This window comes from Microlunatus flavus, assembly GCF_900110855.1.
In the GTDB taxonomy this organism is placed as follows: domain Bacteria; phylum Actinomycetota; class Actinomycetes; order Propionibacteriales; family Propionibacteriaceae; genus Microlunatus; species Microlunatus flavus.
Map to the genome: position 1 here is coordinate 188,724 of NZ_FOFA01000003.1, position 15,946 is coordinate 204,669.

Here is a 15,946-nt window from a genome sequence, read left to right on the forward strand (position 1 = left end):
ATGACGACCGACGAGCCCACGAACGGGCACCCGTCACGCCGTGACGCCGCGCAACCACACGCGTGTCCCAGGCGGAAAGAACTCTGCAGCGACGCGCGCTCCGACGCGTTAGCATCCACCCGCTCCTGGCCATCGACGTCCCGGGTGCGCACCCCCGCTCGTGCCCCTCGTCGGCTCCGCCCGACCCCCACGAACGACAGGAGTCCACCTCGTGACTCTGCTCGCCAAGCCGCAGCCCCAGGGCCTCTACGACCCGGCCAACGACCACGACGCCTGCGGCGTCGCGTTCGTCGCCACCCTCACGGGGGTGCCGAGCCACGCCATCGTGGAGCAGGGCCTCGAGGCGCTGCGCAACCTCGACCACCGTGGCGCCACCGGCGCCGACCCGCGCACGGGCGACGGTGCCGGCATCCTCATGCAGGTCCCGGACGCCTTCCTGCGCTCCGAGGCCGGCTTCGAGCTGCCGCCCGCGGGCTCGTACGCCGTCGGCAACGCGTTCCTGCCCGTCGACGACGCCGCCCGCGACGCCGCGAAGACCACCATCGAGCGGATCGCCGCGGAGGAGGGCCTGCGGGTCCTCGGCTGGCGCGTGGTGAAGACCGACGGCTCCTCGCTGTCCGACCTCACCCGGTCGAACATGCCGGCCTTCGAGCAGCTCTTCGTCACCGCGGCCGGCCAGCCGGTGCAGGGCCTCGCGCTCGAGCGCCTCGCCTACTGCCTGCGCCGCCGCTCCCAGAACGAGGCGGGCGTCTACTTCTCCTCGCTGTCGTGCCGCACCCTCGTCTACAAGGGCATGCTCACCACCGAGCAGCTCGAGCTGGTCTTCCCCGAGCTGCTCGACCAGCGCGTGGAGAGCGCGCTCGTCGTCGTGCACTCGCGCTTCTCGACCAACACGTTCCCGTCGTGGGAGCTGGCCCACCCGTTCCGGATGATCGCCCACAACGGCGAGATCAACACGGTCAAGGGCAACCGCAACTGGATGCGCGCCCGCGAGGCGCTGCTGGCCAGCCCGCTGATCCCGGGCGACCTGGAGCGGCTGTTCCCGATCTGCACGCCGGAGGCGTCGGACTCGGCCTCCTTCGACGAGGTCGTCGAGCTGCTGCACCTCGGCGGCCGCTCGCTGCCGCACGCGATGCTGATGATGATCCCGGAGGCGTGGGAGAACAACCCCACGATGGACGCCCGGCGCAAGGACTTCTACGCGTTCCACTCCTGCCTGATGGAGCCCTGGGACGGTCCTGCGGGCGTCGTCTTCACCGACGGCACCCAGGTCGGCGCCGTGCTCGACCGCAACGGCCTGCGGCCCGGGCGCTACTGGGTCACCGACGACGGCCTGGTCGTGCTGGCGTCCGAGGCCGGCGTCCTGGACATCCCCGCCGAGAAGGTCGTGCAGAAGGGCCGGCTGCAGCCGGGCCGGATGTTCCTGGTCGACCTCGCCGAGCACCGCATCATCGACAACGACGAGGTCAAGGACTCCCTGGCCGCGGCCGCCCCGTACGGCGAGTGGCTCTCGGCCGGGCGCATCGCCCTGGGCGACCTGCCCGAGCGCGAGCACGTCGTGCACTCCCACGCCTCGGTGACGCGGCGCCAGCAGGTCTTCGGCTACACCGAGGAGGAGCTGCGGCTCATCCTCGCGCCGATGGCCTCCGGCGGCGCCGAGCCGATCGGCTCGATGGGCACCGACACCCCGATCGCGGCGCTCAGCGAGAAGCCGCGGCTGCTGTTCGACTACTTCAGCCAGCTCTTCGCCCAGGTGACGAACCCGCCGCTGGACGCGATCCGCGAGGAGCTCGTCACCTCGCTGTTCAACACGATCGGCACCGAGCAGAACCTGCTCGAGCCCGGCCCGGCGTCCTGCCGGCGCCTGGTGCTGCCGTTCCCGGTGCTCGACAACGACAGCCTGGCCAAGATCGTCAAGATCAACCGCGCCGGCGACCTGCCCGGCTACGCGACGTACGTGGCCCGCGGCCGCTACGACGTGGCCCGCGGCGAGGAGGGCCTGGTCGAGGCGCTGGACGACCTCTGCGCTGAGGTCAGCCAGGCGATCGCCGACGGCGCCCGGATCATCCTGCTGAGCGACCGGCACTCCAACGCCGAGCTGGCGCCGATCCCGTCGCTGCTGCTCACCGCGGCCGTGCACCACCACCTGGTGCGGGAGAAGACGCGCACCCAGGTCGGCCTCGTCGTCGAGGCCGGCGACGTGCGCGAGGTCCACCACGTCGCGCTGCTCATCGGCTACGGCGCCGCGGCGGTCAACCCGTACCTCGCGATCGAGTCCGCGGAGGACCTCGCGCGGCGCGGCGTCTACACCACCGTCGAGCCCGAGGTCGCGGTCAAGAACGTGGTCAAGGCGCTCGGCAAGGGCGTGCTCAAGGTCATGAGCAAGATGGGCGTCTCCACGGTCGCCTCCTACACCGGCGCGCAGATCTTCGAGGCCCTCGGCCTGTCGAGCGAGGTCGTCGAGCGCTACTTCACCGGGACGACCTCCAAGCTCGGCGGCGTGACGCTCGAGCAGCTGGCCGAGGAGGTGCGGCGGCGCCACCTCGTGGCGTACCCGGCGAACGGGGTGCCGCAGGCGCACCGCACGCTGCCCGTCGGCGGGGAGTACCAGTGGCGTCGCGAGGGCGAGCCGCACCTGTTCGACCCCGAGACGGTCTTCCGGCTGCAGCACAGCACCCGGACCGGGCGCTACGACATCTTCAAGCAGTACACGTCGCACATCGACTCCCAGGCCGAGCGGCTGATGACGCTGCGCGGGCTGCTGCGGCTCAGCCCCGACCGCGAGCCCATCCCGATCGAGGAGGTCGAGCCGGTCAGCGAGATCGTCAAGCGCTTCTCGACCGGCGCGATGTCGTACGGCTCCATCAGCCTCGAGGCGCACCAGACGCTGGCCATCGCCATGAACCGCCTCGGCGGCAAGTCGAACACCGGTGAGGGCGGCGAGGACGTCGACCGGCTCTACGACCCGGAGCGTCGCAGCGCGATCAAGCAGGTCGCGTCGGGCCGGTTCGGCGTGACGAGCGACTACCTGACCAACGCCACGGACATCCAGATCAAGATGGCGCAGGGCGCGAAGCCCGGCGAGGGCGGCCAGCTGCCCGGCCAGAAGGTCTACCCGTGGGTCGCCAAGACGCGGCACTCGACGCCCGGCGTCGGGCTCATCTCGCCGCCGCCGCACCACGACATCTACTCGATCGAGGACCTCAAGCAGCTGATCCACGACCTCAAGTGCGCCAACCCGAGCGCGCGGGTCCACGTCAAGCTGGTGGCCGAGGTCGGCGTCGGGACGGTCGCGGCGGGCGTGAGCAAGGCCAAGGCCGACGTGGTGCTGATCTCCGGCCACGACGGCGGCACCGGTGCGGCGCCGCTGACCTCGCTCAAGCACGCCGGCGGTCCGTGGGAGCTCGGCCTGGCCGAGACCCAGCAGACGCTGCTCGTCAACGGGCTGCGCGACCGGATCGTCGTGCAGGTCGACGGCCAGCTCAAGACGGGCCGCGACGTGATCATCGGCGCGCTGCTCGGGGCCGAGGAGTTCGGCTTCGCGACGGCGCCGCTGGTCGTCAGCGGCTGCATCATGATGCGCGTCTGCCACCTCGACACCTGCCCCGTGGGCGTGGCGACGCAGAACGCGGAGCTGCGCCAGAAGTTCTCGGGCAAGCCCGAGTTCGTCGTGAACTTCTTCGAGTTCATCGCCGAGGAGGTGCGCGAGCACCTGGCCGCGCTGGGGTTCCGCACGCTCGCCGAGGCCGTCGGCCACGTCGAGCTGCTGGACACCACCCAGGCCGAGACGCACTGGAAGGCGCACGGTCTCGACCTGGCGCCGATGCTGCACCGCCCGGAGCTGGCCGAGGGCGCCCCGCTGCGGAACGTGACCACGCAGGACCACGGTCTCGACGACAAGCTCGACCAGCAGCTGATCGAGCTGTGCCGCCCGGCCCTGGAGAGCGGTGAGGCCGTCCGCGCGACGCTGCCGATCCGCAACGTGGACCGTACGGTCGGCACGATCCTCGGCCACGAGGTCACGAAGGCGACACGCGGCAAGGGTCTGCCGGACGGCACGATCGACCTGACGTTCACCGGCTCGGCCGGGCAGAGCTTCGGCGCGTTCGTGCCGGCGGGCGTCACGCTGCGCCTCGAGGGCGACAGCAACGACTACCTCGGCAAGGGCCTCTCCGGGGGTCGGCTCGTGCTCCGTCCGGACCGCGCGTCGACCTTCGTCGCCAGCGAGAACATCATCGCCGGCAACGTGATCGGCTACGGCGCCACGGGCGGCGAGATCTTCATCGCCGGCCAGGTGGGCGAGCGCTTCTGCGTCCGCAACTCCGGCGCGACGGCGGTCGTCGAGGGCCTCGGCGACCACGGCTGCGAGTACATGACCGGCGGCGTCGCGGTGGTCCTCGGCCGTACGGGGCGCAACGTCGCCGCGGGCATGTCCGGCGGCATCGCGTACCTGCTCGACCTCGACCGCGACCTCCTCAACACCGAGATGGTCGACGCGCTCGAGCCGGGCGAGGCCGACCTGGAGCTGCTCCAGGGCCTGGTCCGTCGCCACCAGGAGGAGACCGGTTCCGAGGTGGCTGCCGGCCTGCTCGCCGACTGGGCGCAGGCGTCGACGCGGTTCACCAAGGTCCTGCCGCGCGAGTACGCCAAGGTCATGGCCGCGCGCGACGAGGCCGAGTCGCAGGGCCTCGACGAGGCCGAGACGACCCGCCGGATGATGTCGGCGGTGGCGAAGTAATGAGCACCCTGACGACGGAGACATCTCATGGCTGACCCGCGTGGGTTCATCACGACGCCGCGGAAGGTCGCCGAGCGGCGGCCGGTCGCCGAGCGCGTGCACGACTGGAACGAGGTCTACCCCGGCACGCCGGGGCGGGCGCTGCTGCCGATCATCAGCGAGCAGGCCGGGCGCTGCATGGACTGCGGCATCCCCTTCTGCCACACCGGCTGCCCGCTGGGGAACCTGATCCCCGAGTGGAACGACCTCGTGTGGCGCAGCGACTGGGACGAGGCGCTCGAGCGGCTGCACGCGACGAACAACTTCCCCGAGTTCACCGGCCGGCTCTGCCCGGCGCCCTGCGAGACCGCCTGCGTCGTCGGCATCAACCGTGACGCGGTGACGATCAAGAACGTCGAGGTCTCGATCATCGACAAGGCGTGGGACGAGCGCCGCGTCGACCCGCAGCCCGCCGACTGGCTCACGGGCAAGACGGTCGCAGTCGTCGGGTCCGGCCCGTCCGGCCTCGCGGCCGCCCAGCAGCTGACCCGCACCGGGCACACCGTCGCGGTGTACGAGCGCGCCGACGCCCCGGGCGGCCTGCTGCGCTACGGCATCCCCGAGTTCAAGATGGAGAAGAAGGTCCTCGACCGTCGCATCCGTCAGATGCGCGACGAGGGCACGAACTTTCGCTGCGGGGTCGACGTCGGCGGTTCCGTCACGTGGGCGCAGCTCAAGGAGCGCTACGACGCCGTCGTCATCGCCATCGGTTCGACCGTCGGTCGTGACCTTCCGGTGCCGGGGCGGGAGCTCAAGGGCATCCACCAGGCCATGGAGTACCTCCCGCAGGGCAACCGCGCCGCGCTCGGCGACGCGCCCGAGGACCAGATCAGCGCCGCGGGCAAGCACGTGGTGATCATCGGTGGCGGGGACACCGGCGCCGACTGCCTGGGCACGGCGATCCGGCAGGGCGCCGCGTCGGTGACGCAGCTCGAGATCATGCCGACCCCGCCGACGGACCGGCCGGAGAACCAGCCGTGGCCGACGTACCCGATGACCTACCGCGTCAGCTCGGCGCACGAGGAGTCGGGGGAGCGGGTCTACTCGGTCTCCACCTCCGAGTTCCGCGGCGACGACACCGGTAGCGTCAAGACGCTCGTGCTGTCGGAGGTCGTCTTCGAGGGTGGCAAGCTGAAGGCGATCGAGGGCACCGAGAAGGAGATCCCCGCCGAGCTCGTGCTGCTCGCGATGGGGTTCACCGGCCCGGAGAAGCAGTCGCTCGTCGAGCAGCTCGGCGTCGGCCTCGACCCGCGCGGCAACATCGCGCGCGACGAGCGCTACGCGACCGACGTCGACGGCGTCTTCGTCTGCGGCGACGCCGGCCGTGGGCAGTCGCTGATCGTCTGGGCGATCGCCGAGGGGCGCGCCTGCGCGAACGGGGTGGACACCTTCCTCAGCGGTTCGTCGGCGCTCCCGCGCCCGATCGGGCCGAACGTCCGCCAGCTGATGGTCTGAGCTCAGCCCCACCCGCACCACAGCACCCGCGAGCGGTAGGTTGCCGCGCCAATGCCCTGGGGATCGGCGCGGCAACCTACCGCTCGCGGTGCTTCAGGGCCGTCAGGCCGGGACGCCGGTGAAGCGGTAGCCGCGGCGGATCACCGTGCCGATCAGACCGGGGACGTCGAGCGCGCGGCGCAGGCGGCTCACGGCGACCTCGAGCGCGTGGTCGTCGAGCGGTTCGGGCAGGGCGGCGACGAGCTCGGCGCGCGACACCACCCCCGGGGACGCCGCGAGGGTGGTGAACAGCGCGAGCGCGTTCGGCCCGAGCAGCACGGTCCGCCCGCCGACCGACACGCTGCGCCCGCGGACCTCGATCAGCGTGTCGTGCGCCCGGTAGACCTGCACGTGGTGGTGGGCGAGGTCCTCGCAGACCAGCCGGATCAGGGCGCCGAGCCGGTAGCGCTCGGGCACGATCGGGACGATGCCCGCCTCGACCAGCGGGCGCGCGGTCACCGGGCCGACGGCGGCGGCGGTCACGTGCTCGGTGTGCGCCCGGACGAACTCGTGGCCCAGGCCGATCGACCGGGCCGTCTCCAGCGTGGCGGCCGCCCCGGGCGCGCTCGTGTAGGTGATCGCGTCGAGCTGGTGGGAGCAGGCCGACTCGATGAGGCGGGCCAGCCGCTCGTTCCCGCTCGGCCTGACCCACCGGTACGGCGTGATGGTCACGACCTCCGCGCTGACCTCCTCCAGGCGCCGCAGCTGCTCGGCGTCGGTGAAGCCGTGCAGCTGGATCGCCACCCGGCGGTTCGTCAGGCCCTGCCTCGACACGGCGTCGACGAGCGCCGCGGTCGTGTCGGTCTCGCTGAGCTGGGCGTCCAGGAGGCCCGCGGCGCGGACGGCCCCGACCGCCTTGGGCCCGCGGGCGAAGATCTGCGCCTGGTCCAGCACGGCGGTCAACGCCGCCCCGAGACCCGCGGCGTCGGCGACCTCGAACCAGCGCCGCACCCCGTAGCCGGTGGTGACGAGCACGACCTCGGGACGGCGGGCGATGAGGGCCCGCGTCTCCTCGACCAGTGCGGCGTCCTGCTCGTTGGGCACGATCTTGAGCGCCGGCGCGTGCAGCACCTGGGCGCCGCGGCGCTGCAGGGCCGAGACCAGGTCGTCCGAGCGCCGGTCGGAGGTGACCCCGATCCGGAAGCCGCGCAGCTCCTCGACCCGAAGCCCCGGCGACGGCCGCGTCGGCGCACTCACGGGGCCGTCCACGCGGGCAGGCCGTCCAGCACGAGGGAGGCGTCGGCGCGGTCGGCGGCCAGGCGCACGACGTCGCCGATGACGACGACCGCCGGCGAGGCGACCTGCAGCCGGCGCGCGTCGTCGGCCAGGGTCGCGAGGGAGGAGAACGTGCTGCGCTGGGAGTCCGACCAGCCGCGCTCGACCACCGCGGCCGGTGTCGCCGGGTCCAGCCCGGCCCGTACGAGGCCACGGGCGATCTGCTCGAGGTTGACCACGCCCATGAGCACGACGACGGTCCCGCCGAGCCGGGCGAGCGCGTCCAGCTCGTCCTCGGTCGGACGCTGGTGGCCGGAGATCACGGTGAAGGCGTGGCTCAGGCCTCGGTGCGTCACCGGGATCCCGGCCGACGCCGGGACGGCGACCGCGCTGCTCACCCCCGGCACCACGCGCACCGGTACGCCGGCGGCCAGGCAGGCCAGCACCTCCTCGCCGCCGCGGCCGAAGACGAACGGGTCGCCGCCCTTGAGCCGCACCACCGACTGGCCCCGCCGCGCCCGGTCGACCAGCAGCTCCTCGATCGAGCGCTGGTCCACGGGGTGGTGGTAGGGCGTCTTCCCGACGTCCACGAGCTCGGCGGACGGGGCGAGGTCGGGCAGGTCGTCGGTCGGGGCGAGCCGGTCGTGGAAGACGACGTCGGCGGCGGCGAGCGCCTGCGCGCCCTCCAGGGTGAGCAGCCCGGTGGGGCCGGGACCACCACCGACGAGCGTCACGCGGCCGAGCGCGGCCGCCGGCTCCTGCGTCGTCGTGAGCACCCGCAGCCGGGCGGCCAGCTGTTCCACCCGCTCGCGCAGGGCCCGCGGCGGGTCGACGCTCACCACGAGCCAGGCCGGGCCGAGCAGCCGCAGCAGGCGGGACGAGTCGTCCGCGTCAGGGGCCCGCACCACGCGGAAGGGTGCCGACGGGTCCGGGCCGGGCGGAGCGCCCGCGTCCGTCGCCACGAGGGTCACGCGGGCACCGCCCCGGACGAGCCGCGCGACCGCCAGCCGGGTGCCGCGGGCCGTGCCGAGCACGAGCACGGCACGTCCGGTGACGTCGAGGTCGAGCTGCACGCGCTCACGCTAGGCAGCCGGCGTTACCTGCTCATGTCCGCGACGTAACTCATGGCTACACGCGTGCTCGCACCCCGGTCGCCCCCGGTGACCCCGCCGTCACATGCGCGTAACGAGACCGGACGCCCGGACTGCTGGCGGCCTCACGAGCTGCCGACCCAGGGTGTGAGCGAGCGGTGAAGGGCTCGTAACCCGCGCCGACGCCGGGCGTAACCGTGGTCGTCAAGCATGGCTCCATGAGTGCGCTGACAAGGCAGGGGACCCGCCCCGAGGTCACCCTCACGCACTGCCCGTACTGCTCGCTGCAGTGCGGGATCAGCCTGACCTCCCGGGGTGGGCCGGTCACCCTCGAGCCGCAGGACGACTTCCCCACGAACCTCGGCGGCCTCTGCTCGAAGGGCTGGACCGCGGCCTCGCTGCTCGACCACCCGCAGCGGCTGCTGGCGCCGCTGGTCCGCGAGGTCCGCGGCGACCGGACCAGCCCGCTGCGCCCGGCGACCTGGGACGAGGCCCTCGGGCAGGTGGTCGACGCGATCACCGCGACCCAGGCGGCGTACGGGCGCGACGGCGTCGGCTGCTTCGGCGGTGGGGGCCTGACGAACGAGAAGGCGTACGCCTTCGGCAAGTTCGCGCGGGTCGCGCTCGGCACCGCGATGATCGACTACAACGGCCGCTTCTGCATGAGCTCGGCGGCGACCGCCTCGAATAAGGCGTTCGGCATCGACCGGGGCCTGCCGTTCCCGCTGTTGGACGTGGCCCGGGCCGAGACCGTCCTGCTGGTCGGGTCCAACCCGGCCGCCACGATGCCGCCGGCGATGCAGCACCTCGACGCCGGCCGGGCCGCCGGCGCGACGCATGTCGTCGTCGACCCTCGCCGTACGCCGACCGCCGCGGGCGCGGCCCTGCACCTCGCCCCGCTGCCGGGCACCGACCTGGCCCTCGCCAACGGCCTGCTGCACCTGGCGGTCCGCGAGGGCCTCGTCGACGAGCAGTACGTCGCGACGAGGACGACGGGCTTCGCCCCGGTGCGGGCCGCGGTGGGGGCGTACTGGCCCGACCGCGTGGAGCGGATCACGGGCGTGAGCGTGGCCGACCTGCGCCGCACGCTGGAGGTGCTGACCTCGGCGCGCAGCGCGATGATCCTCACCGCGCGCGGCGCCGAGCAGCACAGCAGCGGGACCGACACCGCGTCGGCCTGGATCAACCTCGCCCTCGCGCTCGGCCTGCCCGGCAGGGAGTTCTCCGGCTACGGGACCGTCACCGGCCAGGGCAACGGTCAGGGCGGGCGCGAGCACGGCCAGAAGGCCGACCAGCTGCCGGGCTACCGCAGGCTCGCCGACCCGGCTGACCGCGCGCACGTCGCCGCGGTGTGGGGGATCGACCCCGACGAGCTGCCGGAGCCGGGGCTGTCGGCGTTCGAGATGCTCGACCGGCTCGGCACGCCAGGCGGGGTGCGGACGCTGCTGCTGCTCGCCTCGAACGTCGTCGTGTCGGCCCCCGACGTCAACCGGGTGCGCGAGCGGCTGGGCGCGCTCGACTTCCTCTGCGTGTCCGACATCTTCTGCTCCGAGTCGGCCGAGCTCGCCGACGTCGTCCTCCCGTGCGCCCAGTGGGCCGAGGAGGAGGGCACCATGACCAACCTCGAGGGCCGGGTGATCCGGCGCCGGCAGGCGCTGCCGCCGCCCGAGGGCGTCCACGACGACCTGTGGGTGATGAAGGCGCTCGCCGACCGGCTTGGCCGGGGCGCGTACTTCTCGGCCGACCCGGCCGAGGTGTTCGCCGAGCTGCGCCGGGCGAGTGCGGGCGGGGTCGCCGACTACTCGGGCATCACGTACGACCGCATCGACGCCGAGCAGGGCGTCTTCTGGCCCTGCCCGGCGACGCCGGAGGGGCAGCCCGACCATCCCGGTACGCCGCGACTGTTCGCCGACTCCTTCCCGACCCCGGACGGGCGGGCCCGCTTCGTCCGGGTCGAGCACCACGACCCGGCCGAGCGCCCGGACGCCGCCTACCCGTACGTGCTGACCACCGGACGGCTGATGGCGCAGTACCAGAGCGGCACCCAGACCCGTCGCGTCCCGGCCCCGAGCCAGTCCAGCGTCCAGCCGGAGGCGCAGCTGCACCCCGACCTGGCCCGGCGGCTCGGCATCGGGACCGCCGACATCGTGCGGCTCAGCACCCGGCGCGGGGCGGCGGCGTTCCGCGCCCGGGTCACCGACGAGATCCGGGCGGACACGGTCTTCGTGCCGTTCCACTGGGGTGGGGCCTCGGCCGCGAACGCGCTCACCAACCCCGCGCTCGATCCCAGCTCCAAGATGCCGGCCTTCAAGGTCTGCGCGGTCGCCGTCGAGCGCATCGGCGCCCCGGACGACGACGTGCTGCTCACCCGACCGCCGGAGCACTCGGCGCTCGCGGCACCGACCCCACCCACCCTCAACCAGCAGCTCCAGAAGAGCCGCCGGAAGGACCTCCCCGTGCTCGCCAAGAACCGCTTCCTCCAAGGTGTCTTCCCCTTCACCGGGGAGGGCATGGACAAGTCCGCCACCATCGCGCCCGAGCTGGGCTACGTCGTGCCCGAGGGCGTGGTCAGCCAGGCGCTCTACCTGCGCGCGGGCAACTCCAGCGACGAGCTCGTCAGCCTCGTGCTGGTCCGCGACGGCGTGCCCATGCGCTACTTCCCGGTCGCGGCCAAGGGCGACGTCCACGTGCCCCTGCGGGTGGTCGAGGACATCGACGGTGGCTCGCACGTCGAGCTGCGGCTCCTGGCCCCCGAGGGGCTGGCGGGGACCCTCGTCGTCGACCTGGGGCTGGTGGAGCACTGATGACGACCCTGCAGCAGCGACCGGCCGCGAGCGCGGAGGCCGCTCCCCGCAAGCGCCGCCTCGTCGTGGTCGGCAACGGCATGGCGGGCGCGCGGGCGGTCGAGGAGATCCTGGCGCGCGGTGGAGCCGAGCAGTTCGACATCACGATGTTCGGCGACGAGCCCTACGGCAACTACAACCGCATCATGCTCAGCCACGTCCTCGCGGGCGAGCAGAGCGACGACGAGATCTACCTGAACTCGTGGGAGTGGTACGCCGAGAACCACATCGACCTGCACGCCCCGGTGCGCGTCGAGCGGATCGACCGCCACGCCAAGGTCGTGATCACCGACGAGGGCGAGACGTTCGCGTACGACGACCTCGTGCTCGCGACCGGCAGCCGGTCGTTCATGCCGCCGATGGAGGGCCTGCACCGCTCCGACGGCTCGCTGCTGCCCGGCGTCTTCGCCTTCCGCACCATCGACGACACCCGCGCGATGATCGCCCACGCCACCCACGACGAGCACCGACGTGCGGTCGTCATCGGCGGCGGCCTGCTCGGCCTCGAGGCGGCGCGCGGCCTGCAGACGTACGGCCTCGACGTCACCGTCGTGCACTCGCCGTCGCACCTGATGAACGCCCAGCTCGGGCCCGAGGGCGGTGAGATCCTGCGCCAGAGCATGGAGGCCCTGGGCATCCACGTCGTCTGCGGCAACCGGGCGACCCACGCCTGGGGCCCCGACCGGGTCCGCGGCCTGCGGCTCAAGGACGGCGCCGAGATCGAGTGCGACCTGGTCGTCGTGGCCGCCGGGATCCGCCCCAACACCGAGGTCGCCCTGCTCAGCGGCCTCGCGGTCGAGCGCGCGATCGTCGTCGACGACCAGATGCGCGTCCTCGACGAGGACGACGTCTACGCCGTGGGGGAGTGCGTCCAGCACCGCGGCGAGGTCTACGGCCTGGTCGCTCCGCTGTGGGAGCAGGCCGTGGTGCTGGCCGACCAGGTCACCGGCGCGGACCCGACGGCGGCCTACCTGGGCAGCCGCACCGCGACGAAGCTCAAGGTCGCCGGCGTCGAGGTGGCCTCGATGGGCCTCACCTCGCCCGAGCGCGAGACCGACGAGCACATCGTCTTCTCCGAGCCCCGGCGCGGGGTGTTCAAGTCGATCGTCATCCGCGACGACAAGATCGTCGGCGCGACGCTGCTCGGTGACAGCTCGAAGGTCGCCTTCCTCCAGCAGGCCTTCGACCGCGGGCTCCCGCTGCCGGAGCAGCGGGTGGAGCTGATGTTCGACCTCGGCGGCCCGTCGGCGGAGGTCGGCGTCGCCGAGCTCGACGACGACGCCCAGGTCTGCAACTGCAACGGCGTCTCCAAGGGCCAGATCTGCGCGGTCGTGAAGGGTGGGGTCAAGACCGTCACCGGCGTCATGGACGCCACCCGCGCCGGCAAGGGCTGCGGCTCCTGCAAGCTGCTGGTGCGTCAGGTCGTCGAGCACGCCGCCGGCGGAGCCGCGGAGGAGGACCCGAGCGTCCACTGGTACGTGCCCGGCATCCCGCTGGGCAAGCCGGCGCTCATGGCGGCGATCCGGGAGCAGGACCTGCGCTCGCCGTCGGCGGTGTTCGCCGCGCTCGCGCCGGGCGGCGCCGAGGACGCGAAGTCGAAGATGGGCCTCGCCTCGCTGCTCAAGATGATGTGGGGCGCCGACATGGTCGACGAGAAGGACGCCCGCTTCATCAACGACCGCGTGCACGCGAACATCCAGAAGGACGGCACCTTCTCCGTCGTCCCGCAGATGCGCGGCGGGGTGACCACGCCGGAGCAGCTGCGCCGCATCGCCGACGTGGCCGACAAGTACGCCGTCCCGATGGTCAAGCTCACCGGCGGTCAGCGCATCGACCTGCTCGGCATCAAGAAGGAGGACCTGCCGGCCGTCTGGGCCGACCTCGGCATGCCGTCGGGCTACGCGTACGGCAAGTCGATGCGGACGGTGAAGACGTGCGTGGGCCAGGAGTTCTGCCGCTTCGGCACCGGCGACTCGACCCGGCTGGGCGTGGAGCTGGAGACCCGGCTGCAGGGCATGGAGTCCCCGGCCAAGATGAAGCTGGCCGTCTCCGGCTGCCCCCGCAACTGCGCCGAGTCGCTGGTCAAGGACGTCGGCATCGTCGCCATCGAGGGCGGGCGCTGGGAGATCTACGTCGGCGGCGCCGCCGGGGCGCACATCCGCAAGGGCGACCTGTTGTGCACCGTCGACGACGCCGAGACCGCCAAGCTCCTGACGGGCCGCTTCCTGCAGTACTACCGCGAGAACGCGCTCTGGCTCGAGCGCACGTACGCCTTCGTCCCGCGCATCGGCCTCGACGAGGTCCGCGCAGTCGTCGTGGACGACCGCGACGGGATCGCCGAACGTCTCGACGCCGCCGTGCAGGAGCACGCCGAGACCCACGTCGACCCGTGGACCGAGGGGCGTTCGCCGGTCGAACCGGGACAGTTCCGCACCTCGCTGCCCCTGGAGGTGCTGCCCCGTGTGCCGGCCGGTCGCGCCGACGAGCTGCTGGGCGGTGCCTGGTGAGCGCCCCGGCCGGGGTGGTTCCCGGCGTCGCACCGGGCGCCGGCGCCGAGCACCGGCTCGGCTCGATCGACCAGGTGCCGTTCGGGGAGGGCAGGGCGTTCGACGTGGCCGGGGAGCAGGTCGCGGTGTTCCGGGTCCGCGACGGCCGCGTCCGCGCGCTGTCGGCCGTGTGCCCGCACCGCGGCGGGCCGATCGCGGACGGGCAGACCGACCTCGAGGTCGTGCTCTGCCCGCTGCACCTGAACGCGTTCGAGCTCGACACCGGCTGCTCGCGGACCGGCGCCGCGCCCCTGCGGAGCTACGCCGTCCGCCTCGAGGGCGACGAGATCGTCCTCACCGTCTGACCGTCCCACCCTTCGACCGTCCCCACCTTTTCGACCGTCCCCACCCTCCGTTCGTCCGCCCTGCCGGCACCGACCGCCGCCGGCGCCACCTCTCCCGCAGCCCACCGACCCGAGGGACCCGCCATGACTCAGACCACCACCCTTCCGCCGCTGTCCGGCGTCGCCGAGAAGCGGCTCGGCGGCCGCTGGATCGAGGACTGGCGGCCCGAGGACACCGGGTTCTGGGAGCGCGGCGGCAAGCGCGTCGCCTGGCGCAACCTCGTCTTCAGCGTGCTCAGCGAGCACATCGGCTTCTCGGTGTGGAGCCTGTGGTCGGTGCTCGTGCTGTTCATGGGCCCGGCGTACGGCTTCAGCGCTCCGCAGAAGTTCGTCATCACCGCTACGCCGGCGCTGGTCGGCTCGATCCTGCGCGTGCCGTACACGTTCGCGGTCGCGACCTTCGGCGGTCGCAACTGGACCATCATCTCCGCCCTGCTGCTGCTGATCCCGACCATCTACATCGCCGTCGTGCTGCAGCCGGGCGTCTCGTACGGCACGGTTCTGGTCGGCGCGATGCTCGCCGGCGTCGGCGGGGCCAACTTCGCCTCGTCGATGACCAACATCAACAGCTACTTCCCGAGCCGGCTCAAGGGCCGCGCGCTCGGCATCAACGCCGGCGCCGGCAACCTCGGCGTCGCCGTCGTCCAGCTCGTCGGGCTGCTCGTCCTCGCCGTCTCCGGCGCGGGGCACCCGCGGGTGATGGTGGGCATCTACATGCCGCTCATCGTCGTCTCCGCGGTGCTCTCGGCGCTGTTCATGGACAACCTGCTCAAGAACAGCAACGCCAAGGGCGCGATGCGCGAGGTCGTGCGCCACAGCGAGACGTGGGTCGTCTCGCTGCTCTACATCGGCACGTTCGGCTCCTTCATCGGCTTCGGCTTCGCCTTCGGCCAGGTGCTGCTGGTGCAGTTCCCGCAGGACTTCCCGGTGCCGGTCAAGGCCGCGGCGCTGACGTTCCTCGGGCCGCTGCTCGGCTCCTTCGTCCGCCCGCTCGGCGGCGCGCTGGCCGACCGGCTCAAGGGTTCCGTGGTCACGGCGCTGAACTTCGCCGCCATGGCGATCGGCGCCCTCGTCGTCCTGCTGGCCTCCCGCACCCACTCGCTGCCGCTGTTCATCGTGGGCTTCGTGCTGCTGTTCGTCCTCAGCGGCCTGGGCAACGGGTCGGTCTACAAGATGATCCCGGCGATCTTCAACGCCAAGGCCCGCCTCGCCACCCACGGCGAGGCCGACGTCGAGCCACAGGCCCTGCTCGCCGGTCGCCGCTCCGGCGCCCTGATCGGCCTGGCCGGCGCCATCGGCGGCCTCGGCGGCGTGCTGGTCAACCTCGCCTTCCGCCAGTCGTTCCTCACCCTCAAGAACGGCGACGGCGCGTACGTCGCCTTCGTGGCCTTCTACGCCCTCTGCCTCGTCGTCACCTGGGTCGTCTTCATCCGCCCCCGCCCCTCCCGCCTCGAGGGCGTCTGACCCCCTGCCTCCCGGCTAGCTCGGCTCGTTCGGGCTGCGTGAAGCTCGTGCATTTCACGACAACGTGGAATGCGCGTGCTTGACCAGGTCTGCAGGGCTGCAAAAGCGCCTGGAACCTCAGCCAAGCGGCATGCCGCTCGTCCACAGGTACGAGTCCTCGGACGTCCTCGTC

At 72.5% G+C, this 15,946-nt stretch carries 8 protein-coding genes; 6 read left to right on the forward strand and 2 right to left on the reverse strand.

What is annotated here, in order from left to right:
- The first annotated feature begins 211 nt into the window (after positions 1-211).
- Entirely contained in the window at positions 212-4,738 is a 4,527-nt protein-coding gene (gene gltB, locus BMY04_RS08670) for a glutamate synthase large subunit (RefSeq protein ID WP_232506198.1), read from the forward strand.
- Positions 4,739-4,765: 27 nt separating this feature from the next.
- Complete coding sequence (locus BMY04_RS08675; protein ID WP_091178896.1) at positions 4,766-6,232, forward strand: glutamate synthase subunit beta; 1,467 nt, start codon at positions 4,766-4,768, stop codon at positions 6,230-6,232.
- A gap of 102 nt (positions 6,233-6,334) precedes the next feature.
- Here BMY04_RS08675 and BMY04_RS08680 read toward each other — a convergent pair whose 3' ends face one another.
- On the reverse strand, positions 6,335-7,468 hold the full coding sequence (locus BMY04_RS08680) for a uroporphyrinogen-III synthase (protein WP_232506199.1): 1,134 nt from the start codon (positions 7,466-7,468) through the stop codon (positions 6,335-6,337).
- On the reverse strand, positions 7,465-8,559 hold the full coding sequence (cobA, locus tag BMY04_RS08685; protein WP_091178899.1) for a uroporphyrinogen-III C-methyltransferase: 1,095 nt from the start codon (positions 8,557-8,559) through the stop codon (positions 7,465-7,467). The genes BMY04_RS08680 and cobA overlap by 4 nt, the downstream gene beginning before the upstream one ends.
- A 236-nt stretch (positions 8,560-8,795) precedes the next feature.
- On the opposite strand from cobA, the gene BMY04_RS08690 reads away from it, so the two are divergent.
- The 4 genes from BMY04_RS08690 (at position 8,796) to BMY04_RS08705 (ending at position 15,774) form a co-directional block, all read left to right on the forward strand.
- Entirely contained in the window at positions 8,796-11,381 is a 2,586-nt protein-coding gene (locus BMY04_RS08690) for a molybdopterin oxidoreductase family protein (RefSeq protein ID WP_091178901.1), read from the forward strand.
- Positions 11,381-13,927 (forward strand): nitrite reductase large subunit NirB, encoded by a 2,547-nt coding sequence (gene nirB, locus BMY04_RS08695; RefSeq protein ID WP_091178903.1) that lies wholly within the window; start codon positions 11,381-11,383, stop codon positions 13,925-13,927. Before BMY04_RS08690 ends, nirB begins: the two co-directional genes overlap by 1 nt.
- Positions 13,924-14,271 (forward strand): Rieske (2Fe-2S) protein, encoded by a 348-nt coding sequence (locus BMY04_RS08700; protein ID WP_232506200.1) that lies wholly within the window; start codon positions 13,924-13,926, stop codon positions 14,269-14,271. The genes nirB and BMY04_RS08700 overlap by 4 nt, the downstream gene beginning before the upstream one ends.
- Positions 14,272-14,394: 123 nt before the next feature.
- Positions 14,395-15,774, forward strand: a complete 1,380-nt coding sequence (locus BMY04_RS08705) for a nitrate/nitrite transporter (protein ID WP_091178904.1) — start codon at positions 14,395-14,397, stop codon at positions 15,772-15,774.
- The last annotated feature ends 172 nt before the right edge of the window (positions 15,775-15,946 follow it).

Coding starts and splice junctions, on each gene's coding strand:
- BMY04_RS08675 (WP_091178896.1), top strand. CDS start 4,766: ATGGCTGACCCGCGTGGGTTCATCACGACGCCGCGGAAGGTCGCCGAG.
- BMY04_RS08690 (WP_091178901.1), top strand. CDS start 8,796: ATGAGTGCGCTGACAAGGCAGGGGACCCGCCCCGAGGTCACCCTCACG.
- nirB (WP_091178903.1), top strand. CDS start 11,381: ATGACGACCCTGCAGCAGCGACCGGCCGCGAGCGCGGAGGCCGCTCCC.
- BMY04_RS08705 (WP_091178904.1), top strand. CDS start 14,395: ATGACTCAGACCACCACCCTTCCGCCGCTGTCCGGCGTCGCCGAGAAG.